The organism is Flavobacterium covae, from assembly GCF_001534645.1.
In the GTDB taxonomy this organism is placed as follows: Bacteria; Bacteroidota; Bacteroidia; order Flavobacteriales; family Flavobacteriaceae; genus Flavobacterium; species Flavobacterium covae.
Map to the genome: position 1 here is coordinate 66554 of NZ_CP013992.1, position 24886 is coordinate 91439.

At 30.1% G+C, this 24886-nt stretch carries 22 protein-coding genes; 12 read left to right on the forward strand and 10 right to left on the reverse strand.

The window, feature by feature from the left end:
• Positions 1-4 precede the first annotated feature (4 nt).
• The 4 genes from AWN65_RS00295 to AWN65_RS00310 form a co-directional block, all read right to left on the reverse strand.
• Complete coding sequence (locus AWN65_RS00295) at positions 5-1960, reverse strand: M1 family aminopeptidase (protein ID WP_060381325.1); 1956 nt, start codon at positions 1958-1960, stop codon at positions 5-7.
• Positions 1961-2039: 79 nt separating this feature from the next.
• The gene (locus tag AWN65_RS00300; RefSeq protein WP_060381326.1) at positions 2040-3641 is read right to left on the reverse strand and encodes a fumarate hydratase; all 1602 of its coding nucleotides are present in this window, start codon (positions 3639-3641) and stop codon (positions 2040-2042) included.
• Positions 3642-3693: 52 nt separating this feature from the next.
• On the reverse strand, positions 3694-4635 hold the full coding sequence (locus tag AWN65_RS00305; protein ID WP_060381327.1) for a leucine-rich repeat domain-containing protein: 942 nt from the start codon (positions 4633-4635) through the stop codon (positions 3694-3696).
• A gap of 29 nt (positions 4636-4664) precedes the next feature.
• Entirely contained in the window at positions 4665-5339 is a 675-nt protein-coding gene (locus AWN65_RS00310) for an SCO family protein (protein ID WP_060381328.1), read from the reverse strand.
• A 193-nt stretch (positions 5340-5532) separates the two neighbouring features.
• Between AWN65_RS00310 and AWN65_RS00315 the strand changes: the two genes are divergently transcribed.
• The 8 genes from AWN65_RS00315 (at position 5533) to AWN65_RS00350 (ending at position 16410) form a co-directional block, all read left to right on the forward strand.
• Positions 5533-7545: a M13 family metallopeptidase gene (locus AWN65_RS00315; protein WP_060383786.1), complete on the forward strand. Its 2013-nt coding sequence runs from the start codon at positions 5533-5535 to the stop codon at positions 7543-7545.
• A gap of 179 nt (positions 7546-7724) precedes the next feature.
• Positions 7725-9407 carry a DUF6909 family protein gene (locus AWN65_RS00320; RefSeq protein ID WP_060381329.1) on the forward strand — a complete coding sequence of 561 codons (1683 nt, stop codon included), beginning with the start codon at positions 7725-7727 and terminating at the stop codon, positions 9405-9407.
• Positions 9408-9651: 244 nt separating this feature from the next.
• Complete coding sequence (locus tag AWN65_RS00325) at positions 9652-11940, forward strand: polysaccharide lyase 8 family protein (RefSeq protein WP_060381330.1); 2289 nt, start codon at positions 9652-9654, stop codon at positions 11938-11940.
• Between the two features lie 2 nt (positions 11941-11942).
• Positions 11943-12494 carry a dTDP-4-dehydrorhamnose 3,5-epimerase gene (rfbC, locus tag AWN65_RS00330; protein ID WP_060381331.1) on the forward strand — a complete coding sequence of 184 codons (552 nt, stop codon included), beginning with the start codon at positions 11943-11945 and terminating at the stop codon, positions 12492-12494.
• Positions 12488-13342, forward strand: coding sequence for a dTDP-4-dehydrorhamnose reductase (rfbD, locus tag AWN65_RS00335; RefSeq protein ID WP_060381332.1), 855 nt, complete (start codon positions 12488-12490; stop codon positions 13340-13342). The genes rfbC and rfbD overlap by 7 nt, the downstream gene beginning before the upstream one ends.
• Positions 13339-14322: a UDP-glucuronic acid decarboxylase family protein gene (locus tag AWN65_RS00340; RefSeq protein ID WP_060381333.1), complete on the forward strand. Its 984-nt coding sequence runs from the start codon at positions 13339-13341 to the stop codon at positions 14320-14322. The genes rfbD and AWN65_RS00340 overlap by 4 nt, the downstream gene beginning before the upstream one ends.
• 3 nt (positions 14323-14325) lie before the next feature.
• On the forward strand, positions 14326-15657 hold the full coding sequence (locus AWN65_RS00345; protein WP_060381334.1) for an exopolysaccharide biosynthesis polyprenyl glycosylphosphotransferase: 1332 nt from the start codon (positions 14326-14328) through the stop codon (positions 15655-15657).
• Positions 15658-16410 carry a glycosyltransferase family 2 protein gene (locus tag AWN65_RS00350; protein ID WP_060381335.1) on the forward strand — a complete coding sequence of 251 codons (753 nt, stop codon included), beginning with the start codon at positions 15658-15660 and terminating at the stop codon, positions 16408-16410.
• Here the strand turns inward: AWN65_RS00350 and AWN65_RS00355 are convergent.
• The gene (locus AWN65_RS00355) at positions 16407-17717 is read right to left on the reverse strand and encodes a phenylacetate--CoA ligase family protein (protein WP_060381336.1); all 1311 of its coding nucleotides are present in this window, start codon (positions 17715-17717) and stop codon (positions 16407-16409) included. The genes AWN65_RS00350 and AWN65_RS00355 overlap by 4 nt on opposite strands.
• A gap of 90 nt (positions 17718-17807) precedes the next feature.
• On the opposite strand from AWN65_RS00355, the gene purD reads away from it, so the two are divergent.
• Positions 17808-19088, forward strand: coding sequence for a phosphoribosylamine--glycine ligase (purD, locus tag AWN65_RS00360; protein ID WP_060381337.1), 1281 nt, complete (start codon positions 17808-17810; stop codon positions 19086-19088).
• An 80-nt stretch (positions 19089-19168) separates the two neighbouring features.
• Here the strand turns inward: purD and AWN65_RS00365 are convergent, their stop codons facing one another.
• A complete protein-coding gene (locus tag AWN65_RS00365) occupies positions 19169-19399 on the reverse strand; it encodes a DUF6341 family protein (RefSeq protein ID WP_060383787.1) in 231 nt (76 codons plus the stop codon).
• A 47-nt stretch (positions 19400-19446) separates the two neighbouring features.
• Here AWN65_RS00365 and AWN65_RS00370 point away from each other — a divergent pair, with 47 nt between their 5' ends.
• Positions 19447-20379, forward strand: a complete 933-nt coding sequence (locus AWN65_RS00370; RefSeq protein WP_060381338.1) for a DUF6427 family protein — start codon at positions 19447-19449, stop codon at positions 20377-20379.
• Here AWN65_RS00370 and upp read toward each other — a convergent pair.
• From upp to AWN65_RS14970, 3 genes are read right to left on the reverse strand one after another with little or no spacing between them, the layout of a single operon-like run.
• Complete coding sequence (upp, locus tag AWN65_RS00375; RefSeq protein WP_060381339.1) at positions 20374-21027, reverse strand: uracil phosphoribosyltransferase; 654 nt, start codon at positions 21025-21027, stop codon at positions 20374-20376. The two genes, AWN65_RS00370 and upp, sit on opposite strands and share 6 nt — an antisense overlap.
• A gap of 3 nt (positions 21028-21030) precedes the next feature.
• Positions 21031-21528 carry a glycosyltransferase gene (locus AWN65_RS14965; RefSeq protein WP_201025143.1) on the reverse strand — a complete coding sequence of 166 codons (498 nt, stop codon included), beginning with the start codon at positions 21526-21528 and terminating at the stop codon, positions 21031-21033.
• Positions 21516-21998, reverse strand: coding sequence for a hypothetical protein (locus tag AWN65_RS14970; protein WP_201025133.1), 483 nt, complete (start codon positions 21996-21998; stop codon positions 21516-21518). The genes AWN65_RS14965 and AWN65_RS14970 overlap by 13 nt, the downstream gene beginning before the upstream one ends.
• Positions 21999-22028: 30 nt before the next feature.
• On the opposite strand from AWN65_RS14970, the gene AWN65_RS00385 reads away from it, so the two are divergent.
• Both AWN65_RS00385 and AWN65_RS00390 read left to right on the forward strand, forming a co-directional pair.
• Positions 22029-22631 carry a DUF4254 domain-containing protein gene (locus tag AWN65_RS00385; protein ID WP_060381340.1) on the forward strand — a complete coding sequence of 201 codons (603 nt, stop codon included), beginning with the start codon at positions 22029-22031 and terminating at the stop codon, positions 22629-22631.
• Between the two features lie 81 nt (positions 22632-22712).
• Positions 22713-23741, forward strand: a complete 1029-nt coding sequence (locus AWN65_RS00390) for a glycosyltransferase family 9 protein (protein WP_060381341.1) — start codon at positions 22713-22715, stop codon at positions 23739-23741.
• A 30-nt stretch (positions 23742-23771) separates the two neighbouring features.
• Here AWN65_RS00390 and AWN65_RS00395 read toward each other — a convergent pair whose 3' ends face one another.
• On the reverse strand, positions 23772-24827 hold the full coding sequence (locus tag AWN65_RS00395; protein ID WP_060381342.1) for a ferredoxin--NADP reductase: 1056 nt from the start codon (positions 24825-24827) through the stop codon (positions 23772-23774).
• Positions 24828-24886: the final 59 nt, after the last annotated feature.

Genomic DNA, 24886 nt, shown 5'->3' on the forward strand with positions numbered 1-24886 from the left:
AGTATTATTTTTTTAAGAGTTTTTTAAGAGCCCTGCCTTGGGTTGTTTCTATTAGCACTTGGTAAAGCCCATTGTTTAAATGATAAATGTTTATTTTTTTTTCATTTGTTTTTAGTACTTCTTGTCCTAAATGGTTTAAAATTTTAATTTTTTGTAATTGAATTGTATTAGGTAATTCAATTTGTATTTGATCGTAACTTGGATTTGGAAATAAATTTATACTTGTCGATAATTCAAAATTTTCGTCTGATAACGAGGTAGTACTCCCTTTGGAAATAATATCATTATTTGGATCAAAAAGTATTTTACTAACAGAGGTTCCTATTGGTAAATCTATAGTATAGAGCTGATTATTGAAAGTATTGTTTAATTTTAAATCTAAATGACTACCATTATTTAGGATTAATCTTATAGGTACAGGCATTTCAAAATAAGAAACATACCCAATTTGGGAATTATCAGTAATAGATTGTATTTGATTAATTCTTATTGTAGCTTGATTTGTTTCTGAATTATGTACTTTTATGTTGTAAATAGGGTACCCTTCTTTATATACCCAATCATTAAAAAATTCTTGTAAACTACTACCGTGAACTGCTTCTAAATGAGCTTGAAATTGAGGGGTTAATGCACATTTATAAGCTAATATAGGATCATTTAAATAATTGCGTAATGCTTGAAAGAAATTAGTATCTCCCATTATATAGCGTAGCATGTGAGAAACCATAGAGCCTTTATTGTAGGTAATTTGGTTACTAAATATTCTGTTTACATCACTTAATTGGTAGTCGTATAAATATAAATTATCTTTTGTATTAGAAGTGATACTAGTAATTTTTGAAGATTTCCACGCATTAAAATCTGTAATACCATCTAAATTTTCAACTACACAACCTGAGATGTATTCAGTTAATCCTTCATTTAACCATATATCTTTCCAAGAGCCGCAGGTTACTTTGTTACCAAACCATTGATGTGCCATTTCATGAGTTATTAAGTTTCTGTTAAAACTTTCCATAAATGAAATGGTGGTATGCTCCATTCCTCCTGACCAGTTAAATTGTGCGTGGCCATATTTTTCATTATGAAAAGGATAGGAGCCTAACTTTGTTTCCAAGAAATTTATAATAGGTATTGTGTTTGCTAATGAATGAGATGTATTTATATTATCAAATTCAGGATATATGTAATCTATTATTGGAAAAGTAGGGGTAGGAGGAGTGTTATTGCCTCCTGCTGTTCCTGTATTTTTAATAGAATAATTGGTTACCGCAAAGGCAACTAAATAGGCTGCAATAGGATAATTATGACGGAAATGAGTAGTAGCATTTGGACCGTTAATAATTCTGGATACTTGAATACCATTTGAAACGCTAGTATATTGTGAAGGTGCTGTTATATATACATCAATATGTTCTAATTTATCATTTAAATCCTGTTTGCATGGCCACCAATCAGCTGATCCATAAGGTTCTGAAAGTGTATATATAATAGGGGTACCATTGTGTTTAGAAGCCGTAAAAGCATTGTTTTGAAAAGAAGGAAGACCCGCGTAATTTATTTCAATTGTTTCTTCATTTCCAATAGTAATAATAGAAGGAAGTGTAATTATGAGTTCTCCATTTATGTTATGGATAAATTGTAAATCAGTATTTCCTTTCTTTACAGAGGATACAATTAAAGGTTTAGAGAGTTCAAAAGTAACAGTTTTTATGTCTTCTAAAGCCTTAAAGGTTAGAGTTACTTTACCATTAATATTGTAAATGTTAGGATCAACGTTAAATTCTAATTTTCCATAGATTAAATCATAATTTTGAGTATTAGGATTTATCTTTAGATTCATTTTTTTTGTTGCTGCTTTCATTTCAGAGAGAGCTATTTCTTCTGTTTTATGTTTCTCGTAATTTTGAGAAAAGCTAAAAGAAGACAACAATAAAAATAGGAAAGTTATTTTTTTCATTTATTAAAAAAGTTTAGCGAGCCAATTTACATAAAAATAAGCTCGCTAAATATTAAAAAATAGTCAAGTCTATTTTTCTTTATAGATTTGCAAAAAAGTCATTTCCTTTGTCATCTGTAATAATAAAAGCTGGGAAATCTTTTATTTCAATTTTTCTAACAGCCTCCATTCCTAATTCTTCAAAATCAACTATTTCTACAGAAAGAATATTTTCTTTAGCTAAAATAGCAGCAGGACCACCTATTGAACCTAAATAAAAGCCTCCGTATTTATGACAAGCATTTGTTACATCCTTGCTACGATTACCTTTTGCTAACATAATCATGCTACCACCTGCTGCTTGGAACTCATCTACATATACATCCATACGACCTGCAGTAGTAGGACCAAAACTACCAGAAGGCATTCCTTGTGGAGTTTTAGCGGGGCCTGCATAATATATTGGGTGATTTTTAAAATATTCAGGCATTGGTTTGCCAGCATCTAATAGTTCTTTGATCTTAGCATGTGCAATATCGCGTGCTACAATTAGAGTACCATTTAATTTTAAACGAGTTTTAATAGGGTATTTAGATAATTCTGCTAAGACTTCTTTCATTGGGCGATTTAAGTCTATGATTACAGGTTCTTCTAAGTGAGGAGCTGTTTCGGGTAAGAAGCGTTTTGGATTGGTTTCTAATTGTTCTAAGAAAATGCCTTCTTTTGTTATCTTTCCTTTAATGTTTCGATCTGCTGAACAAGAAACTCCCATGCCAACGGGACAAGAAGCTGCATGACGAGGCAAACGAATTACTCGTACATCGTGTGCTAGATATTTGCCTCCAAATTGAGCACCTATAGCACTCTCTTGACAAATTTTTTGAATTTTAACTTCCCATTCTAAATCACGAAAAGCTTGACCTGACATATTACCTGAAGTAGGTAAGTTGTCATAATAACCTGCTGAAGCCTTTTTAACAGCTGCTAAATTAGCCTCAGCTGAAGTTCCTCCAATTACAATGGCTAGATGATAAGGAGGACAGGCTGCTGTTCCTAAATCCATAATTTTTTCGCGAATGAATTCGTCCATTGATTTGTCATTCAAAAGCGATTTTGTTTTTTGATATAAGAAGGTTTTGTTTGCGGAACCACCACCTTTTGCTAGAAATAAAAATTCGTATGAACTTCCTTTCTTTGCGTAAATATCAATTTGAGCGGGTAAATTAGAACCTGAGTTTTTTTCCTCAAACATTGAAATTGGTACAATTTGAGAATAACGCAAATTCTTATTTTGATAGGTATTAAAAATACCTTTTGATAGCCACTCAGCATCATCTGAACCAGTAAATATATTTTCGCCTTTTTTGGCCATTACAATAGCAGTTCCTGTATCTTGACAAGAAGGGAGCTCACCTTCTGCCGCAACAATAGCATTTTGTAATAGGTTGTAAGCTACAAAACGATCATTATCAGTTGCTTCTGGGTCATCAATTATTTTGCGAAGTTTTTCTAAATGAGAAGAGCGGAGCATAAAAGAAACATCTTTCATGGCCTCTTCAGCTAATAATTCTAACCCTTTAGGATCTATATTAAGGATTTCACGATCTCCTAATTGTTCTACATTTACGTAATCAGAAGTCAGTTTTTTATATTGCGTATCATCTTTTAAAATAGGATACGGATCTTGGTATAAAAAGTCCATTATATATGTTTTTGAAAGGTAAATATACTAATTTATATAAAACAGCCGATATTTAGTCGGCTGTAGGTTTTTTTTGAGTTACTATTTTTTTTACTTCGTCTGATTGTCCATAGAGCATTTTTTCTAGCAAAGGTTTTAATGATTCTGGAAAAGAAGACCAAGGATTAGTACCTAAATAAATTTCTTTTAATAAGGATAATTGATTTAATTCTTCAGGCAGTGTGCGTAACTGATTTTCATCTAAATCTAGATACGATATTGTGATACATTTACCAATTGAAGCAGGTATTTTTTTAATCATATTTTTTTCTAAATTCAAATAACTTAATTTAGATAAGTTGCCAATCTCTTCGGGTAATACAGTTATTTTATTCTGATTTAAAAGAAGTGTTGTAAGATTTGTTAATAAACCTATTTCTGTAGGAAAAACTTCTATTTTATTTTTTTCTGCGTTTAGGATTTTTAAATTTCTCAAATTTTCAATACCTGGAAAAAAAGTTTTAATAGTATTATTAGAAAAATTTAATTCTGTAAGATTAATCATACCAGCCATTTCTATGGGTAAGTCAGAAATTTTATTACCACTAATATCTAATTTCTTTAATTTACTTAATTTGGCAACGGATGGTGAAATATATTCCATTTTATTCTTGTTTAATTCTAGTTTTTCTAGACAAGCTAATTTGCAAATTTCGATAGGAAAGCGTTGAATAAGATTATTAGTTAAGTAAATTTCTTTTAATTTAGTCAGATTTGTTATTTCAATTGGTAGAGAAACAATGGTATTATTTTTTAAATATAATTTTTCTACATTCACGAAATTACCAATTTCGGGTGGAATTTTGGTCATTTGTTTATTAGATAAATCTAATATCTTAACAGTGGCAGGATTTTCACAAAATAAATCATTTTCTACACGTTGATTACTTTGCGCTTTTGTTAAAAAACTAAAAAGTAGGAGTAAGTTCATTACTCCATTTAATGTTTTGTTCATAGTTTATAATTTGGGGGCTGGTTAAATTACTATTTTTTTTCGTCAGTACATAAAAATTCTATATCTTTTAATAATTTTTCTACTTCTTCTCTTTTGGTGCCATCATAAAAACCTCTTACTCGTTTTTTTTGATCTATTAAAATAAAGTTTTCTGTATGTACCATATCATAAAGCTCTTCTGGCTTGCCTGTTTTAACCGCTAAATAGGATTTTCTAGCAATATAATAGATATCTTTTTTATTACCTGTTACCAAATTCCATTTTCCACTAATAGCACCTTTTTCCAAAGCGTATTTTTTTAAAACAGGAACACTGTCTATATCAGGTGTTACAGAATGAGAAAGAAGCATAACTTTAGGATTATTTTTAATTTGTTCTTGTAACCACGACATATTATTTGTCATCAAAGGACATATAGTTTGACAACTCGTAAAGAAGAAATCAGCTACATAAATCTTGCCCTCATAATCTTTTTGAGTTACAATTTTTCCATCTTGATTGATAAAAGTAAAATCAGGAATTAAATGTTTATTAGCAATGTGTTGTACGGTAGTATCTACTAATTCTGGATTAACCATTGAAGGGGTGTAAATAGGTAATGTTTTCTTAGGTTTTAAAACCATATAAAAAAGTGAAATACACAATATAGAAATCACACTTAATGTGATTATAAAAACGCGATATTTTTTTATTCTTTCAATCATAACTTAACTTTGTACAAAGGTATAAAACCTAATTTAAGGAGTAAATACTAAATCTTTACTTAATTTAATTTTTTAGAACATAATCAAATCGTTTTTTGAATGTATTTTGTAACAAAAAACTATAAAGTATACTAATAGGCATTAAATAATTATAGAAGAAAACAAAAAAATGAGAAGAACTGTATGGCGTGTTATGACACTATTATCGTTTATTTCGATAAGTGTTATAGCTCAAGAAAAACCAGGAATTAACCTTAATTACATGGATAAGAATGTAAAGCCAGGAGATGATTTCTTTCGTTATGTAAACGGAGCTTGGTATGATAAAACAGAAATTCCCGCAGATAAAACACGTTGGGGAAGTTTTGATGAGTTGCGTTTTAACACAGATAAAGATGCTTTAGCAATTCTTAAAGAAGCTATATCTAAAAATTTAGATGCAAAATCAGATCAAGGAAAGGCAGTAAATGTTTATAAAACCTATATGGATACCATCACAAGAAATAAAAGAGGTATCAAGCCTTTGCAGCCTTATTTAGCAAAAATTAATGCTATTAAAAATGTACAAGACCTTAATAAATTAATTACAGAATTAACCCCAGAAGGAGGTATAGGATTTTATAATGCAGGTGTTGGTCCCGATGCTAAAGATTCTAATAAAAATGTAGTTTACATTAGTTTAGGTAGTTTAGGTCTGCCAGATCGTGATTATTATATCTCAGATGATAAAGATTCTAAAGAAAAACGTGAAAAATATGTTTTACACGTAACACGTATGTTACAATTTTTAGGCGAAAAACCAGAACTAGCAAAACAAAACGCAGAGAAAATTTTAGCTCTAGAAATAGAAATGGCTAGACCTAGATTAGATAGAGTACAGCGTCGTGATAGAAGAAATACATATAACCCAATGACTGTTGCTGATTTACAAAAATTAACACCATCAGTAAATTGGGATGCTTATTTACAAGGAATAGGACTTGGTAAAATAGAACAAGTTATTGTTTCGCAGCCTAAATACATGGAAGCTTTAGAAACTATTTTTAAAGCTAATAAAATAGAGGATTGGAAAGCTTATTTACGTTGGATTTTATTAGATGAATCATCAAATGAATTGACTACTGAAATAGAAAAAGCAAACTGGGATTTTTACAGTAAAACCTTACAAGGTGCTTTAAAACAAAGACCCCGTGAAGAAAGAGCTTTACAAGTTGTAAATGCCACTGTAGGTGAGGCATTGGGAAAATTATATGTTGAAAAAAAATTCCCAGCAGAAGCAAAAGCAAAAGCAAAAGCAATGATTGAAAATGTATTTCTAGCTTTTGAAAATCGTATAAATAAACTTCCTTGGATGACTCCAGAAACACGTAAAGGAGCGATTGATAAATTACGTAAGTCAACCATTAAAATCGGATACCCTGACAACTGGAAAGATTATTCTAAACTAGAAATTGTAGCGAAGGAAGCTGGTGGAAATTATTTTGAAAACATGAAAAATGTTGCAAAATGGGCCTATCAAGATGATATAGAAAAATTAAATAAACCTGTTGATAAAACAGAATGGGGTATGTCTCCGCAAACAGTTAATGCGTATTTTAACCCTACCTATAATGAAATTGTATTCCCGGCTGCTATCTTACAACCGCCATTTTATGACTATAAAGCAGATGAAGCAGTAAATTACGGTGGAATAGGAGCCGTAATAGGACATGAAATTTCACATGGTTTTGACGATTCAGGTTCTCGTTATGACGCTGATGGAAATTTAAAAAACTGGTGGACAGATGAAGATTTAAAACAATTTACAGGCTTAGGAAATGCCTTAGCATCACAATACAGCGCTTTACAACCACTACCAGGTATTTTTGTTGATGGAAAGTTTACTCTAGGTGAAAACATTGGCGATCTAGGGGGGGTTAATGCAGCTTATGATGGATTACAATTATTCTTAAGTAAAAATGGTAGACCTGCTACAATTGATGGTTTTACGCCAGAACAACGTTTCTTTATTTCATGGGCAACTATATGGCGTTCCAAAATGAGAGATGAAGCAATTAAAAATCAAGTAAAAACAGATCCACACTCTCCAGGAATCTATCGTGCCTATATACCACTTACAAACGTAGACGCTTTTTACCAAGCTTTTAATATTAAAGAAGGAGATAAACTCTTTGTTAAACCTGAAAATAGAATAAAAATTTGGTAGTTTAAACTATTTTAATAAAAGTGAAACCCTTGAAGTAATTATTATGTTATTCAAGGGTTTTTTTATTTTCTCAAAGTGTTAAAATAAATACAATATTGGGAAGTACTTTGATTCTTATCTGTTTTTATTATAAATTGCCGAATAAAATCGTACATTCGCAGGTTAGAAAAATATAAATGATGATAGAAATCAAGAACATTTCGCGCTCCAGAGCGCAAGAGTCGTCGGCGGCTATCGAACGACTGTACATTACCATGAGACATTTGTTTAACAGAGGTTTTTATAAACCAATGGGCGTTTCAGGGGATACTTTACGCGAAGCTTTATTAGAACTTCGTCCAGAAATTTATGGTTCCATTGCAGAAGAAAAAGTAGAATTAAACGGCTTGTTGTATGTAATTGAACGTTTGCCAGTAGGAATTGAAGAATGTCGTTATATCAACCTAACTTCCGATGAAGGGTATTCTAATTCGCATTTTCAACCAATTGTTCCTCCTAAACGTCGTAGAAATTGTTATCGAATTGATGACGAACAAATGAATGTAGAAATTACAAGAGGACGTTCGGATATCTATGATATTTTAACACACTTGACTTTTATTTTTATCGAATCACACAAAATTAAAGATCGTGTATTAATTAGTGATGAAGGAAGAGTTTCACGTGATTGGCAAAAATTAGAACAAGCTGCATTACAAACAAAAAAATTAACATTAATAGAACGTGAAAAAGCTATTTCACATGCTGCGAATGTATTAGGGAGAACTTTTGCAGAAGTAAACAGTATCTATGACTCTTTTGGAAACGCATCACAACCAGATCGTTTCTTACATGTAATTTATTGGTTAGGAAAATTAGCAATAGAAGAAGTAGTTGACAATAATAAACGTACAATTACTTTCAGCCCAATTTTAAGAGAACGTTTAGGACACCATATTTATGGAGATATATGGGCAACTAATATCAAAAAAACCTTAGCAGATAATAAATTATTAGAAAGACCTATTCATATTATTAGTGCTAATATGCACAGCGTAATGAATTCAGTATTTGCACCTTATGTTTTAGCCTCTAAATACAAAGGAAAAGGAGAATACCAAATTTATGAAGACTTATCAGCATCTGGTAATAAAGAACTGCGTAAAAAAGTAGAGGACTTTGCTTTACAAAATGGTATGATTTCAATACCCGATACATCAGGAACTAATATTGATGTTCAGATTTTTGATACAGCTAAGTTTGATTGGAAAAAAACAGCTTTCCCTCTAACAAATACTACGACTCAAGCCCCTGTTCTAATCGTAATGGATTACGCCTTTGGAGAACAAGCCTTTGAAACAATTGATGAATTATTAAAACCTTATAAAACAGAAAAAGGAAAAATATTCCTGAACGTAGAATCTGTTTCTATTATGGGTAAAGCAGGGATTCTAGAAGGAGGTAAAGGTGATATTATGATTCCTAACTCGCACGTTAATGAAGGTACAGCAGATAATTATCCTTTTGAAAATGAACTAACAAAAGAACTATTTGAAGGAAACGATATTCCAGTTTACGAAGGTCCTATGATAACTGTTTTAGGAACTTCTTTACAAAATAGAGATTTGCTTAAATTCTTCCACGAATCTACTTGGGCAGCTATAGGTTTAGAAATGGAAGGAGCGTATTATCAAAAAGCTATTCAATCAGCTTCCAAAATACGTAAAAGCATCAATCCTAATGTAAAAGTACGTTATGCGTACTACGCATCAGATAATCCGTTAGAAACAGGAAGCACACTGGCTTCAGGAGGATTAGGAACTACAGGTGTAAAACCCACCTATTTAATTACAATAAAAATCTTAGAGCAAATATTCAGTTAAAATACATCTTTGCTTTTACTTAAACTGTACACTAAACAATAATTAATGGAATCAAAAATCATTCATAAAAAATTAAAATGACTTCTTATTTTAAATGAATGATTTCCATTAAAAAACTTTTAAAAAAATAAAAGTACTACAATATGTATTCCTTATTGTACATATTGTAGTACACAAATAAATCAAATAATAATAAATTAAAAACAAGCACTTATATAGGGCTGTTTTTATAATTCACAAAATTATGAGACAAACAATTTTTCTATTTTTTCTGTTTGCATTAGGAATTAATGCACAGAACACCACCGATTTTGATAAAATGCTAGACAATATTAAAAGTGAATACACTCAAAATCCAAATAAAAAGAATATTGATGATATTAGAAAGAGTTTGAAAGTAGACGGGTCTTTTACAGGTATTGATTACACAATAAAAGACAAAGATTTAAGAAGTCATCTTAGTAAAATGTCTCGTTTAGCCCAAGCGTATTCAAATTCAAGTAATACATATTATCAAGATCAATCCGTTTATAACGATTATGTTAAATCTATAGAATTTTGGATTACAACAAATCATACACCTTCAAACTGGTGGTATAGACATATTGCATATCCTAAAGAGATGAATAAAGGACTTGTTTTTGTAATTGAAGAAATCAAAACCAAAAATCCAACTCTTTATAGAAAAATTATTGATTATCAAGAATGGGCTTATTTACAACAAGACCACATGGAAGGAGCTAATGGTGCAGATAAAACCATAGGGGCATTTGTTGCAGCAGTAGCAGAAAAAGATGCAAATTTACTAAAACAATTTAGTGATTTGATGAAGAGATTAACATCTATTCAAGAAGGAGGAGAAGGTATTGAAAAAGATTATGGATTTTATAGCCACAGTGGTAACGGTAGACAGATATACACTTTTGGATATGGAAAAGAATATTTAAAGTCAGTACTTGATTACTTCGTATTTACAAAAGGAACACAATACAATGTTCAAACGTTAGTTAATTTAGAAAAAATGGTAATTGATCATGTTCAATACCTTTTTCATGCAGGAAATTACGATCCTAACCCAACAGGAAGATATAATAATACTTTCGAGTACATGGATGATCTAAAAAATATTGTAACTAAAATGGTTGCCTTAAATACAGCTAATAAATCCGCATTACAAGATGCCCATGATAGAATGTCAGGACAAAAAAAGGATTTAGAAGGAAATAAAATGTTTTGGAGAGGAGATTATATGGCACATAAAAGATCAAATTTCTTATCTACAGTTAGAATGACTTCAACTAGAACAGTAGGTGCTGAAGCAGGTAATAATTCAGGGAATTATAACTATTATGCAGGGGCAGGAGTGAATTACACAATTCATACAGGAAATGAATACAATGGAACATATTTTTCTAAATTTAACCCAAGACAATTTCCAGGAACAACTGTTGAACAAAACACAATAACATTACCTGTACCTAATTGGGGAAAAGAGGGTAAAAACAACAATGATTTTGCAGGAGGAGTATCTGATGGGAAAAATGGAGCATCAGCTATGATCTATGATAAACAAGGCATAACCGCTAATAAATCATGGTTTTTTATAGGAAATCTAGTACTTGCATTAGGTTCAGAAATATCTCAAACGAATGGAACTTCGGATGTATATACAACGCTTAACCAAACAAATTTAGACGCTTCTAAATTGTCATATTTTCAAAATGGCACTCGTTTTCAGTTAAATGCTAATACTAATATGACAAAAAATGCCAATACATTTGTCTTATCTTCTGGTATTGGTTACGTACCTTTTGATAGTAATACATATACCATTTCTACTGAAAATGATCTTTTTAAAATGTATATAAATCATGGTGTTAATCCTAGTAAAATAAACTATGCGTATTTATTAATGCCGAATGTAACTGATTCTAATATTGTAAGTGAAGCAGCAAAAGCAAAAAACAATTTAAAAATTGAATCTCAAAATGAATCTTGTCATGCCGTATATGATTCTGCTACTTCTCAATATTATATTGCTTTTTTTAAACCATATACCTTAAATTTGTCAGGTGGATTAGTTGTTAAAGTAGATAATCCATGTATGATAATAATAAATAATAATGCTAGTAAATTTTATGTTTCAAATCCATACGGTGAAAACGCAACTTTCCAAAATATAAAATTGTCTATTACTAAAAATTCAAGATCTTTGTTTGATAATAATATTCAAATCATAAAAACAAATGAAAGTGGTAAAACATTTGAATATGCTTATTCAAGTCCTGGTCCTATAACAGCAAGATTAAATAAAGGTTTATCTTCAGAAGATAATATTAATATTGTTAGATCAGAAGGAAAATTAAAGATCGAATCAAAAGATATGAGAAATGTGGAATTATACACTATTAATGGTAAATTAATATTTTCTAAATACAACATGAATGCAAATGAATTAGTTATAGATGTAGTTGATAAAGAAGGAATTCTTATATTAAAAATTAACGAAAATAAAACAATAAAGATATTCTAATAATGAATTTTATAGAGACCAAACTAAGAGGTTGTTTTGTATTAGAACCTAAAGTTATTCATGATGAACGAGGTTATTTCATGGAAAGTTTTAATCAAAACACTTTTAATGAAGGAATAGGGAAAGAAGTAAATTTTGTACAAGACAATCAATCGTATTCTTCAAAAGGGGTTTTGAGAGGTTTACATTACCAATGTGGAGAATATGCTCAAGCTAAATTAGTACGAGTACTAGAAGGTGAAGTATTAGATGTAGCTGTAGATTTACGTCCCGATTCCGATACGTATGGTCAATCTTATAGTATCTTATTAACGGCTGAAAATAAAAAACAGTTTTATATTCCAAGAGGATTTGCTCACGGGTTTATTGTATTGAGTAATAAGGCCTCCTTTTTTTATAAATGTGATAATTTTTATAACAAAGAAAGTGAAGGAGGACTCATTTATAACGATCCAACTGTAGCAATTGATTGGGGTATACCTGAATCAGAGTTGATTATATCTGGAAAAGATAAAATATTACCAACTCTAGAAAATGCTCGAAAAGTATGGTAGTTTTAGTAACAGGAGCTTCAGGACAACTAGGCCAGTCATTACAATTTATTGCATCTCAGTACGCTGAGATGCAATTTATTTTTGCTAGCTCACAAGATTTAGATATTACAAATCAAGATCAAGTAAATACTTTTTTTGATAATAATAAAATAGATTTCTGTATAAACACAGCTGCTTATACAGCTGTAGATAAAGCAGAATCAGATCAAGAAAAAGCATATTTAGTTAATGTCATTGGTCCTAAAAACTTAGCAATTGCTTGTGAAAAAGTAAATGCAACATTAGTTCACGTGTCAACTGACTTTGTTTTTAATGGTTCAAATAAAGAACCTTATTTTGAAACAGATCAGACCAATCCCTTAGGAGTATATGGGCAAACCAAGTTAGAAGGAGAAAATGAGGTAATGACCAATTGTACCAAGTGTTTTATTATCAGGACTTCTTGGGTGTATTCTCAGTTCGGAAATAATTTTATGAAAACGATGCTCCGATTGGCTCAAGGACGTGAGGAACTAAATGTAGTGGCAGATCAAATTGGAACACCAACGAATGCTGTGGATTTAGCAAATGCAATTTTAAAAATTTTAGAGCAACAATCTACCACCCATAATTCATTTGGTATCTATAATTTTAGTAATGAAGGGGTCTGTTCTTGGTTTGATTTTGCAGTAGAAATTTTTAAACAAAATTCAATATCTATAAAAGTAAATCCAATACCAACAGAAGCTTACCCAACGCCCGCTAAAAGGCCTAAATATAGTGTGTTGGATAAAACAAAAATTAAAACTAATTTTAAAATTACTATTAAAGATTGGAAAGAAGCATTAGCGCAAACAAAATTACAATGAAAAAAATTCTTATAACCGGAGCTGCAGGATTTTTAGGATCTCATTTATGTGATCGTTTTATCAAAGAAGGTTACCATGTTATAGGTATGGATAATCTGATTACAGGAGATTTAAAAAATATCCAACATTTATTTAAACTTGAAAATTTTGACTTTTACCATCACGACGTTTCAAAGTTTGTACATGTTCCAGGAGAATTAGATTACATTCTTCATTTTGCCTCTCCAGCATCGCCAATTGATTATTTAAAAATTCCTATTCAAACCTTAAAAGTAGGTTCTTTAGGAACTCATAATTTATTAGGATTAGCTCGAGTAAAAAAGGCACGTATCTTGATTGCTTCAACTTCAGAAGTCTATGGCGATCCGTTAGTTCATCCTCAAACAGAAGACTATTTTGGTAATGTAAATACTATAGGACCTAGAGGAGTGTATGATGAAGCGAAACGCTTTCAAGAATCTATTACTATGGCATATCATCGTTTTCATGGATTAGAAACGCGCATTGTACGAATTTTTAATACGTATGGACCTAGAATGCGTTTAAACGATGGTCGTGTAATTCCCGCTTTTATTGGTCAAGCGTTGAGAGGTGAAGATTTAACTATTTTTGGTGATGGTAATCAAACACGTTCTTTTTGCTACGTAGATGATCAAATAGAAGGAATTTATCGGTTATTGCTGTCAGACTATCCTTATCCTGTAAATATTGGTAATTCTGATGAAATTACAATTAAAGATTTTGCAGAAGAAATTATTAAGCTGACAGGAACAGATCAGAAAATTGTATACCAACCGCTTCCAGAAAATGATCCTTTACAACGTCAGCCCGATACAACGAAAGCAAAAGAAATTTTAGGATGGGAAGCTAAGGTATCTCGTAGTCAAGGTATGAAATTGACGTATGAATATTTTAAATCACTTCCTAAAGAAGAATTATTAAAAGAAGAACATAAAGATTTTAAAGATTATATCCGTTAATAAATGGCAGTAGGTAGATACTCAAAATATATTAGACCTATTTCTTATTTAGTCGACTTTCTTTTGATTGTTTGGCTACTGCTATTATTATTTCCTGTTCTCACTTTTAATTTAAAGGAAATCATTTGTTTATTTATTATTTGGATAGTTACATCCAATTCTACCGAATTTTACGAGGTATTTCGTTTTACTGCACCTGTTAAAATTCTTTTTAAAGCACTTAAACAATTATCCATATTTTCACTGGTATTCATTACACTTGTTTTTATCTTACAAAAAAGAATTACACCTCAATTGGTTTTTAAATACCTTTCTTGTTTATCCTTTTTTGTTATTTTTTTTAAATTCGGAATTTATTATGCTTTAAGAAAATATAGACAATTTTTAGGAGGTAATTATAGAAAAGTAATCATTATAGGTCAAAAAGAAAAAGCAATAGAATTAGCTAACTTTTTTAAAGAAAATAAAGATCTTGGATATAGATTATACTCAATGATATCCGAAAACATTTCCTTTTTAGAATTAAAAAAAATAATTCAAGAACAATCAATAGATGAAATTTACTGTGATTTGAATAGCGTTTCAAAAGAATACTCAAACGATGTAATTGCCTGTGCACATAACCATTTTAAAACAGTAAAATTAATACCCGATAATTCTACACTTTCCCATAATATGTCTTTAGATTATTACGGGTATATTCCTTTGATCTCAATTAGAAAAACACCTTTAGAATTATGGTTTAATCATTGGGTAAAACGTTTGTTTGATGTCCTTTTTTCAACTTTAGTTATCCTTTTCGTACTTTCTTGGCTTATTCCTTTAATTGCACTTTTAATTAAAATTGATTCTAAAGGATCTGTTTTTTTTAAACAAGAAAGACACGGAATTAATAATGAGAGTTTTTATTGTTTTAAATTTCGTTCAATGAAAATTAATAAAACGGCAAATATACAATTAGCATCTAAGGGAGATCAGCGCGTTACCTCATTTGGTAAGTTTTTAAGAAAATCAAGTATAGATGAAATGCCTCAGTTTATTAATGTTTTATTAGGAGATATGTCAGTAGTGGGACCTCGTCCTCAAATGCTGAGTGTTAATGAGGATTATGCTAAGCGTTTTGATAAATTTATGGAGCGTCATTATATCAAACCAGGTGTTACAGGTCTCGCCCAAATAAAAGGATGTCGAGGGGAAATTCATACAGATCAAGACGTAGAAGACCGATTAAAATTTGATTTGTTTTATATTGAAAATTGGACCCTTTTGCTTGATATAAAAATTATTTTAGTGACTCTTAAAAAATTCATTTTAGGAGATGAAAAAGCGTACTAAATGGATAAATTAGTTTCTATTATAACGCCAACGTATAATTCTGAACGATATATAGCAGAAACCATACGGTCGGTTCAATCTCAAACCTACACAAATTGGGAAATGTTGATTGTAGATGATGGGTCTTCGGATAAAACAGTCGAAACCATTCTTAATTTTATGGATAAAGATAATCGTATTAGTTTAACCAGATTAGCTAAAAATTCAGGTGCATCAAAAGCAAGGAATGAAGTAATAAAATTAGTGAAAGGAGATTATATGACTTTTTTAGATGCGGATGATATTTGGTTTCCTTCTTTCATTGAAACAAGTGTTAAAACAATACAAGAAACAGGAATTAATTTTGTTTTTTCGTCATATAAGAGAGCAAATGAAAATTTAGAATTTGTTTATTCTGATTTTATAGTTCCACAAAAAGTTACTTATACAGATATATTAAAAACAAATTCAATCAGTTGTTTGACTGCTTTCTTAAATGTAAAAGTATTGGGCGTAAAACAAATGCCTGATATTTTGAAAAGACAAGATATGGGACTGTGGTTAAAATATTTAAAAGAGATACCCTATGCCTATGGTATTCAAGAACCAAAGGCAATTTATAGAATTAGACAAAATTCTCTATCTCGAAATAAAAAAGCATTGGTAAAATATCAATGGCAATTTTATAGAGAGGTTGAAAGATTATCTTTTTTAGAATCTACTTATTATATGATTCAATGGACTATTAGAGGTTTTTTAAAATATAGAAATTAAAGATAACTTTGAAATTGTTTTAATTTTCCTCTCTTATTTCTTAACAATACACTTTTTCGATTATAAATAAAATTTAAATCAGGTTCTAAATATAAATTGATCGCCTGATTTATTTTCTGAATTTGTTCTAAACGTAATTCTTTTTCACTTACGTAATCAATTTCAAACGTATTGAGTTTGGTTTGTTTAATAATAAACTCTTTTACATTTCCATCATCTTCTATGATGCTTTTTGTAACATAATAAAAAGTAAGACCAGGTGATTTTTTACCACTTGGTAGAATAGCTATATCATTAGTTCGTCCTACTAATTTTTTTAGTAAAGGTCTTGTAGGAGAACTTTTTTCATCAATAACCCCTATATCTCCTATATCATATCGTATAAAAGGATGTGCTTTGTTATAGAGAGAAGTAATTACGATACGCCCTTCTTGACCAAAAGGTAATGTCTTACCTTTTTCATCTACTATTTCTACAAATAATGTTTCATTATTAAGATGCCAAGTACTATTTGCATCCTGAAAAGCAATTAAATCTAATTCCGAAGCACCATATTCATTAATTACAGGAATACCAAATTGTTTTTCTATTAAATTTTTATCCTCATTAAATAGCATTTCTGAAGTTACAATACAAACAGTTAAAGAGGGACATACCTCTTTTAAAATTATATTTTTTCGTTGTAAAAATTTACCAAAAAGAACTATTGAACTCGTATAACCATTGATATAATCAAATTTCTTTTTTTTAAATTTTTGCAAAATATTTTCTAATACAGTATCTGATAAATCAAAAATTGGAAACCGATACCGATTGCTTAGAAAATCTTTGATGCGCTCTTTAGCATATCCAGAAAAATCTAATGGAATACCATAAAACCTAGCTTGATAACTTGTATTAAAATTAATGCCATGCCAACTAAATCGGTAAATTATAGATGCCCAAGTAAGAGCATGAGCGTATTTATCCTTTGCAAAAATAAAAGGATCTCCACTAGAACCAGAAGTTTTATTTTTGAAAACATTTTTTTCAGTAAAACCTTTAGAGAGTCTTTCTTTTAGCGGTTTTTGTAAATCTTTTTTGGTCATTAGAGGAATATCTTCCCAATGCTCAATATGTGTATTGCCTACGAAGTTTTTGTAATAACTATTATTACGTAAGTGATATTCTAGAATTTCTTTTTTTCTTTTTTCGACAAATTCAATAGGTGATTTTTTAGAAAGAGTAAGGATAGCGTCAAATTCCGCCTGTGCTTCTTTTATAGGAAAACCATTCAATTTTAAACTCCAATCGAAAAAACGAAACATATTTCTTTTTTTCCAAAAATAAGAAAACAAGTGTTTTCATAATAATTTTAAACGGACTATTTTTACAACTTAAAACAACAACACAACACGATGATAATTTTACTTTTAGGTTCAGGCGGAAGAGAGCACGCTTTAGCTTGGAAAATGCTCCAAAGTTCAAGATGTACAAAATTATTTGTAGCCCCAGGAAATGCTGGAACAGGGCAAATAGCAACTAATGTTTCTGTTAATCCATTGGATTTTAATGAGGTAAAGAATTTTGTAATTGAAAACAAAGTTGAAATGATCGTAGTAGGTCCAGAAGACCCATTAGTAAATGGTATTTATGATTATTTTAAAAACGATTTAGAATTACAAAATATTCCTGTAATAGGTCCATCAAAAATAGGTGCACAGTTAGAAGGAAGTAAAGAATTTGCAAAACAATTTTTGGTAAAAAATAATATCCCAACAGCTCGTTATGAAAGTTTTACTAAAGATACGGTTGAGCAAGGATGTGAATTTTTAACCACTTTGGAAGCACCTTATGTATTGAAAGCCGATGGTTTAGCGGCAGGTAAAGGTGTTTTAATACTAAATGATTTGACAGAGGCACAACAAGAATTACGAAATATGTTAGTTGATGCTAAATTTGGAGACGCTTCTTCAAAAGTAGTGGTTGAAGAATTTTTAGACGGTATAGAGTTAAGTTGTTTCGTTTTAACCGATGGTAAATCATATAAAATTTTACCTACAGCTAAAGATTATAAACGTATAGGTGAAGGAGATACAGGTTTAAATACTGGAGGTATGGGAGCGGTTTCGCCAGTTCCATTTGCTGATGCCGTTTTTATGGAAAAGGTAGAAAACCGGATCGTGAAACCAACGGTTGAAGGTTTGCAAAGAGAAGCGATTGATTATAAAGGATTTATATTTATTGGATTAATCAATGTAAAAGGAGAGCCCATGGTTATAGAATATAATGTACGTATGGGAGATCCAGAAACAGAAGTAGTAATGCTTCGTATTAAATCAGATTTAGTAGAATTATTTGAAGGACTAGCAAAAGAAGAATTAGATTCAATTATTTTAGAAACGGATGAAAGAGCAGCAACTACTATAATTCTTGCATCAGGAGGTTATCCAGAAAATTATGAAAAAGGAAAAGTAATATCCGGAATCGAAAATGTAAAGGATTCTATTGTTTTTCACGCAGGAACTAAAAAAGAACATGAAACTGTATTAACAAGTGGAGGACGTGTACTGGCGATTTCCTCTTACGGCACAACCTTTACAGAAGCTTTGACTAAGTCATACGATAGTATTTCCAAAATTTCTTTTGAAAAAATGTATTTTCGAAAAGATATAGGGAAGGATCTAAATACACTATAACAAATGCAAAAATCTTGCAGTTTTGTATAGCTGAATAATAATAAATAAAAAATGCCACAATAAAATTGTGGCATTTTTTATTATTTTAAGAACGAATGAGCGGTCGTATCTTGTTGGTCTTCGTTACTATCTTTGAATATTTTTAATTGTTTAATCCAATACCAAATATAATAACAAATAATAGCCCATAATACCCAGTTAATAAGGTTTGCAACCCACCAGTTTTCTAACTCCGCGGAGCGCATTAAGTCGTGTGGAGCAAGTAAAACAGCTTCAAATAACCATTGAATTGCTTCAAAAATTGATTTCATCATGACGAATGTATTATATTTACACAGCAAAAATATAAAATATACTTATGATTACAAGTGTTTTTAGTAAATCTCGACCAATAAATTATGTAATAGTGATCGTTTTATTGGTGGTTTGTTTTTTATTTTACCAATTCAGTATCAGTCCAGCAGATCTAACAGTAATGGAGATTGGACAAAAAATAGTAGTATTATTACTGTTAGTAGGATCTTTGTTAATTACTAATTTTATTACAAAGAAAAACGGATTAAGCAAAGATAACAGTTACACCTTTTTATTATTTTTTATTTTCTTAATATTATTTCCAGCTACATTGTCAGATCTTAAATTAATTCTTTCTAATGCTTTTATACTATTGGCTTTACGAAGATTGATTTCTATGCACTCCATGATCACACCCAAAGAAAAAATTTTTGATGCGTCATTATGGATTTTTTTAGCTTCATTAATTAATTTTTGGTGTATATTGTTTTTATTACTCGTTTTCTCTTCTATTATACTGCATGTATCAAGAGATTATCGTAATTGGCTTATACCTTTTATAGCTTTTTTCACTGTTTTAGTTATTGGACTGATGTTTTCCTTAGCTTTTTATCCTGATTTTTTAAGACTATATTCTAAACAAATTTATATAGATTTTACGATAAAAGATTTAACCAATGTTTTTCAAAATATAGCAGTAGCAATTTACGTCGTGGTTTCTTTGATTGCTTTTGTTAGCATGTTGTTTATTTTACAAAGTAAGATGTCTCATTTAATATCTTCTTATCGTAAAGTTATTTTTGCTTTTTTAATAGCATTAGTAGTTTATTTTATAATGCCTAATAAAAATAATAGCTACTTGATATATACTTTTGTACCCGTAGCTATTATGTTGACTAATTACCTAGAAAAGATTAAGAAAATTTGGTTAAAAGAAGGAATAGTTCTTTTTTTAGCATTAGCTAGTTTAGTAACTTATTTGTTGCAAATATTATAGTTTTTCACCGTATGCCAAATCACCAGCATCGCCAAGACCTGGTACTATATAGTTCTTTTCGTTTAATTTTTCATCTATAGAAGCAATCCATAAATGTGTGTTTTTAGGTAAGTTATTTTCTAAGTATTGTATACCTTCTGGAGCCGCAATGACTACAGCTATATGAATTTCTTTAGGTTGGTGTTCTGAACATAATTTGTTTAGTACTGCAACTATAGATTGTCCTGTTGCTAGCATGGGATCTATAAGAATAAGGCTTTTGTCTTCAAGAGAAGGACTAGCTTGGTATTCTACTAATATTTCAAAGTGGTCATCATGATTATAATGGTGTCTATAAGCTGATATAAAGCCGTTTTCAGCCTCATCAAAGTAGTTCATAAAACCTTGATGTAGGGCAAGTCCTGCACGCAAGATAGAGCATAAAACGATAGCGTTAGCTAATTTTGTAGTATGTTTTATTCCAAGAGGTGTTTTTACCTCTACATTTTCGTAATACAATGTTTTACTTATTTCGTAGGACATGATTTCACCAATGCGTTCTATGTTTTTTCTAAAACGCATACGATCCTTTTGTATGTTTGTATCTCTTATTTCAATTAAGAAATGATTTAAAATACTATTGTTTTCAGAGATATGATGTATTTTCATAGATTAAATTTGATTGGTTTTTTCAAAATATTTTTTCATGACAAGCAATCCTATTAATTTTTCTCTTTTTGAATCATAGAATTGTTTGCAGTATGTGTTTGCATTTTTAATAATTTGGATTGCTTCCGAAGGATTTTCTATATAGTAATTTATTTTTTCTTCCAAATTAGAAAAATCAGCATTAACTTCTATATAATGAAAGTCAGGTATTAATTTTCCTTCCATAAACCATGTTTCGTATGTAGGCTTGGGCATTACAGCAATTGAATTAGATGACATAACCCATTTTAAATTACTAGCTACATCATTACCTTCTAATGCCATAATAAATTTGTAATCTAGATGTTCCCACAATGTTTTTTTAGGAACTTTCCATTCTTTCTTTGTTACGCTTTTTGAAACATCTCCAAGATCAAACAAAGGATTTCCAAAGAATTTGTTCATAAAATCTATTCTTTGTTGCTTACCTATTATTTTGCCTCTAAATATTATTTTATTGATTTTTTTATCAAATGTCTTACCTTATCAAGATTTAATAATATACTATTTTGATTATTTCCTAAAATAGGTCTACTTTTTAGTATAGAAGGTTCATTAGGAATGTGCGTTATATCTCCATAACAACTAAAGAACTTTAGACTAGGATTAAAATATCTTGTTATAAACTCTGTATCGTAATAGTATACAGATCCTGCTTTTTCTATTTTGTTATCTTTTAGTTGCTTAGCGTTTGAAGGTAAGCTGGTGTTTTTATTTAATTTGTTATAATAGTTTACTCTTTCGAGTATATAATCTTTGTCTGGTCTTCTATTAAAATTTACAATTAATTTAGGATATTGACTTCTAAATATAAATTTTGGCAAGAAATTTAGGACAATATTAATGAAATAGTATTTCCATTTAGGATTTTTTCCACTATTAAATAAAAAATTAAGGTTCATATAAGATGAATTAATTTCGTAAAAATACATAATTTTGTGGAACATTTTAATAACGTACCTATGTTCGCAGAATTTGCTTTTCCTATATTCGAAAGAAGTATTCAAGAGTATCATATAAAAGACAATGTTTATCAAGAAATTACAAATCCTTATGAGAAAGGTTCTATAGAACATTTGTTATATGCAAAAAATTGGGTAGATACCGTTCAATGGCATTATGAGGATATTATTCGTGATCCTCAAATTGATCCTATAGCAGCTTTAGATTTGAAACGTAAAATTGACGCTTCAAATCAAGTGCGTACAGATATGGTAGAATACATAGATAGTTATTTTCTTAAAAAATATGAAACTGTTCAAGTAAAAGTAGATGCCCGAATTAATACAGAAAGTCCAGCTTGGGCTATTGATAGATTATCTATTTTGGCTCTTAAGATTTATCACATGAATGAAGAGGCTACTCGATTAACAGCTACAAAAGAGCATAGGGCAAAATGTCAAGAAAAATTAAGTATTCTTTTAGAGCAAAAGAAAGATATGTTTATTTCAATAAGTCAATTGATCGAAGATATTGAAAAAGGAGATAAGTACATGAAGGTTTATAAACAAATGAAGATGTACAACGATGAAGAATTAAACCCTGTTTTGTATCAAAATAAATAATGATTCTAATTTAATTTCAGAAAAACATTGATAAGATAAGTTCTTTACATTATCAATGTTTTTGGGTTTTAAAAAAATATTATGAAGCATCTATTGATTATTCGTTTATCAGCTATGGGAGATGTTGCTATGACAGTTCCTGTTTTAAGGGCTTTATCCTTAAAACATCCCGAGTTGAAAATTACAGTAGTTTCACGTCCCTTCTTTCAGCCTTTTTTCAACGGTTTAGAAAATGTTAGTTTTTTTCCAGTAGATCTGAATAAAAAACATAAAGGAATGATTGGACTTGTCCGATTATACAATGATTTGAAAAAATTAAATATTGATGCTGTTGCTGATTTTCATAATGTACTTCGTTCAAAAGTTATTAGAGGTTTATTTGCAGTCAATGGAAAAAAAGTAGCATTTACAGATAAAGAACGTAAGGATAACAAGGCATTAACTCGACCTAAAAATAAAGTTTTTGCTCCTGTAAAATCCATGTTTGAAAGACATAAAGATACGCTTGTTCGTTTAGGATTTTCTTTTGATCTATTAAATCCTCAGTTTCCAGATAAAGCCTTATTATCGGATCAAATTCTTGGTATAACAGGAAATAAAATGAATAAATGGATAGGAATAGCACCATTTGCTCAGTATGAGTCTAAAATATATCCATTAGATTTGATGCAAAAAGTTGTAGACGGCTTAGCAAAAGAAACGATTAAAATATTCCTATTTGGAGGAGGAAAAAAAGAAATAGAAAAATTATATCAACTTAAGAGAGATTATCCCAACGTTCAGGTAGTTGCAGGTAAAATTAAGCTTCAAGAAGAATTAAATTTAATTTCTAATTTAGATTTGATGCTTTCTATGGATTCAGGGAATGGACATATAGCCTCTATGTTGGGAGTTAATGTTATAACACTTTGGGGAGCAACTCATCCTTATTCAGGCTTTAGTCCTTTTAATCAACCTTTAGAAAATTGTCTCACAGCTGATAGAGAAAAATATCCAATGTTGCCAACTTCCGTTTATGGCAATAAAGAAGTAGAGGGGTATGAAGACGTAATGCGTACTATAGAACCAGAAATAATAATTAATAAAATTAAAAAGGATTTAGATTTATAAACAACCCAAATCCTTTTTCAAAATTATTTTTTATACATCATCAAAATCAATACTGATTTCAGCAGATGTTGGGTGCGCTTGGCAAGTTAAAATTAAACCATCTGAAATCTCTTTATCACTTAGGATAGAATTTTTCTTCATAATAGCGCTTCCTGAGGTAACTCGCGCGATACAACTACTACAAACACCACCTTGACATGAATAAGGAGCGTCCATACCTTGTTTTAAGATAGCTTCTAACAATGTTTGTTTTGTAGACATTTCAAAAGATTCTTCATCACCATCTAGTGTTACTGTAATCTTTGTGTGTTCAAAAGTGTCAGAAGAAGATGAATTATTTTCAATTGTTGGTGAAGTTGAAAATAATTCAAATTTTATATTTTTTTCTGCTATACCTTTTTCTTTTAGAGTACTATTAACATCATTGATCATTTCCTCTGGACCACATAAAAAATATTTATCAAACTCTTGACCAATATGTTTTTCGTGAATTCTATGAACAACTGATTTATTAATTCTACCTGCTAATTGTCCTTCTATTTCTTCTTGACTGTACACATAGTGTACCGTTAACCTGCCAAGAAATTGTTTTTGCAATTCAGCTAATTGATTGTGAAAAATGGTTTCATTAGATGTCTTATTTCCATAAACTAACACGAAAGAACTTTTAGGTTCTTCTAATAAAACGGTTTGTAAGATAGACATTACAGGTGTGATACCACTACCAGCCGCAAATCCCATGTAGTTTCGTTGACGATCTACTTGTGGTTCAAAACAAAAACGACCTTCAGGCAAACCAACATCTAGTATATGCCCTTTTTTTAATTGGTCATTTGCAAATTTTGAAAAAGTTCCGTTTTTTATAGCTTTAATAGTTACACAAAATTCTCCAGAAGAAGGAGCGGTACATAAAGAATATGCCCTTCTTATTTCATGACCGTCTAAAGTTAATTTAATTGTAACGTATTGTCCTGCTTTAAATTGATAAAAATCTTTAAACTCTAAAGGAACATTAAAAGCTATTGAAATAGCATTAGGAGTTTCTCTTTTTACTTCTTTTATAGATAGTTTATAGAATATTGACATAGGTTTTGTTTTATAATACAAAGGTAAAAAATATTAACTTTTATAAATTGTAATTTATA

What these genes read in the sequence shown, in the direction of transcription:
- rfbC (WP_060381331.1), top strand. Translation starts at nt 11,943, where the DNA reads ATGAATTTTATAGAGACCAAACTAAGAGGTTGTTTTGTATTAGAACCT.
- rfbD (WP_060381332.1), top strand. Translation starts at nt 12,488, where the DNA reads ATGGTAGTTTTAGTAACAGGAGCTTCAGGACAACTAGGCCAGTCATTA.
- AWN65_RS00365 (WP_060383787.1), bottom strand. Translation starts at nt 19,399, where the DNA reads ATGAAATCAATTTTTGAAGCAATTCAATGGTTATTTGAAGCTGTTTTA.
- AWN65_RS00305 (WP_060381327.1), bottom strand. Translation starts at nt 4,635, where the DNA reads ATGAACAAAACATTAAATGGAGTAATGAACTTACTCCTACTTTTTAGT.
- upp (WP_060381339.1), bottom strand. Translation starts at nt 21,027, where the DNA reads ATGAAAATACATCATATCTCTGAAAACAATAGTATTTTAAATCATTTC.
- AWN65_RS00325 (WP_060381330.1), top strand. Translation starts at nt 9,652, where the DNA reads ATGAGACAAACAATTTTTCTATTTTTTCTGTTTGCATTAGGAATTAAT.
- AWN65_RS00310 (WP_060381328.1), bottom strand. Translation starts at nt 5,339, where the DNA reads ATGATTGAAAGAATAAAAAAATATCGCGTTTTTATAATCACATTAAGT.
- AWN65_RS00385 (WP_060381340.1), top strand. Translation starts at nt 22,029, where the DNA reads ATGTTCGCAGAATTTGCTTTTCCTATATTCGAAAGAAGTATTCAAGAG.
- AWN65_RS00340 (WP_060381333.1), top strand. Translation starts at nt 13,339, where the DNA reads ATGAAAAAAATTCTTATAACCGGAGCTGCAGGATTTTTAGGATCTCAT.
- purD (WP_060381337.1), top strand. Translation starts at nt 17,808, where the DNA reads ATGATAATTTTACTTTTAGGTTCAGGCGGAAGAGAGCACGCTTTAGCT.
- AWN65_RS00370 (WP_060381338.1), top strand. Translation starts at nt 19,447, where the DNA reads ATGATTACAAGTGTTTTTAGTAAATCTCGACCAATAAATTATGTAATA.
- AWN65_RS00350 (WP_060381335.1), top strand. Translation starts at nt 15,658, where the DNA reads ATGGATAAATTAGTTTCTATTATAACGCCAACGTATAATTCTGAACGA.
- AWN65_RS00355 (WP_060381336.1), bottom strand. Translation starts at nt 17,717, where the DNA reads ATGTTTCGTTTTTTCGATTGGAGTTTAAAATTGAATGGTTTTCCTATA.
- AWN65_RS00300 (WP_060381326.1), bottom strand. Translation starts at nt 3,641, where the DNA reads ATGGACTTTTTATACCAAGATCCGTATCCTATTTTAAAAGATGATACG.
- AWN65_RS00345 (WP_060381334.1), top strand. Translation starts at nt 14,326, where the DNA reads ATGGCAGTAGGTAGATACTCAAAATATATTAGACCTATTTCTTATTTA.
- AWN65_RS00395 (WP_060381342.1), bottom strand. Translation starts at nt 24,827, where the DNA reads ATGTCAATATTCTATAAACTATCTATAAAAGAAGTAAAAAGAGAAACT.
- AWN65_RS00320 (WP_060381329.1), top strand. Translation starts at nt 7,725, where the DNA reads ATGATAGAAATCAAGAACATTTCGCGCTCCAGAGCGCAAGAGTCGTCG.
- AWN65_RS14970 (WP_201025133.1), bottom strand. Translation starts at nt 21,998, where the DNA reads ATGTATTTTTACGAAATTAATTCATCTTATATGAACCTTAATTTTTTA.
- AWN65_RS00390 (WP_060381341.1), top strand. Translation starts at nt 22,713, where the DNA reads ATGAAGCATCTATTGATTATTCGTTTATCAGCTATGGGAGATGTTGCT.
- AWN65_RS00315 (WP_060383786.1), top strand. Translation starts at nt 5,533, where the DNA reads ATGACACTATTATCGTTTATTTCGATAAGTGTTATAGCTCAAGAAAAA.
- AWN65_RS00295 (WP_060381325.1), bottom strand. Translation starts at nt 1,960, where the DNA reads ATGAAAAAAATAACTTTCCTATTTTTATTGTTGTCTTCTTTTAGCTTT.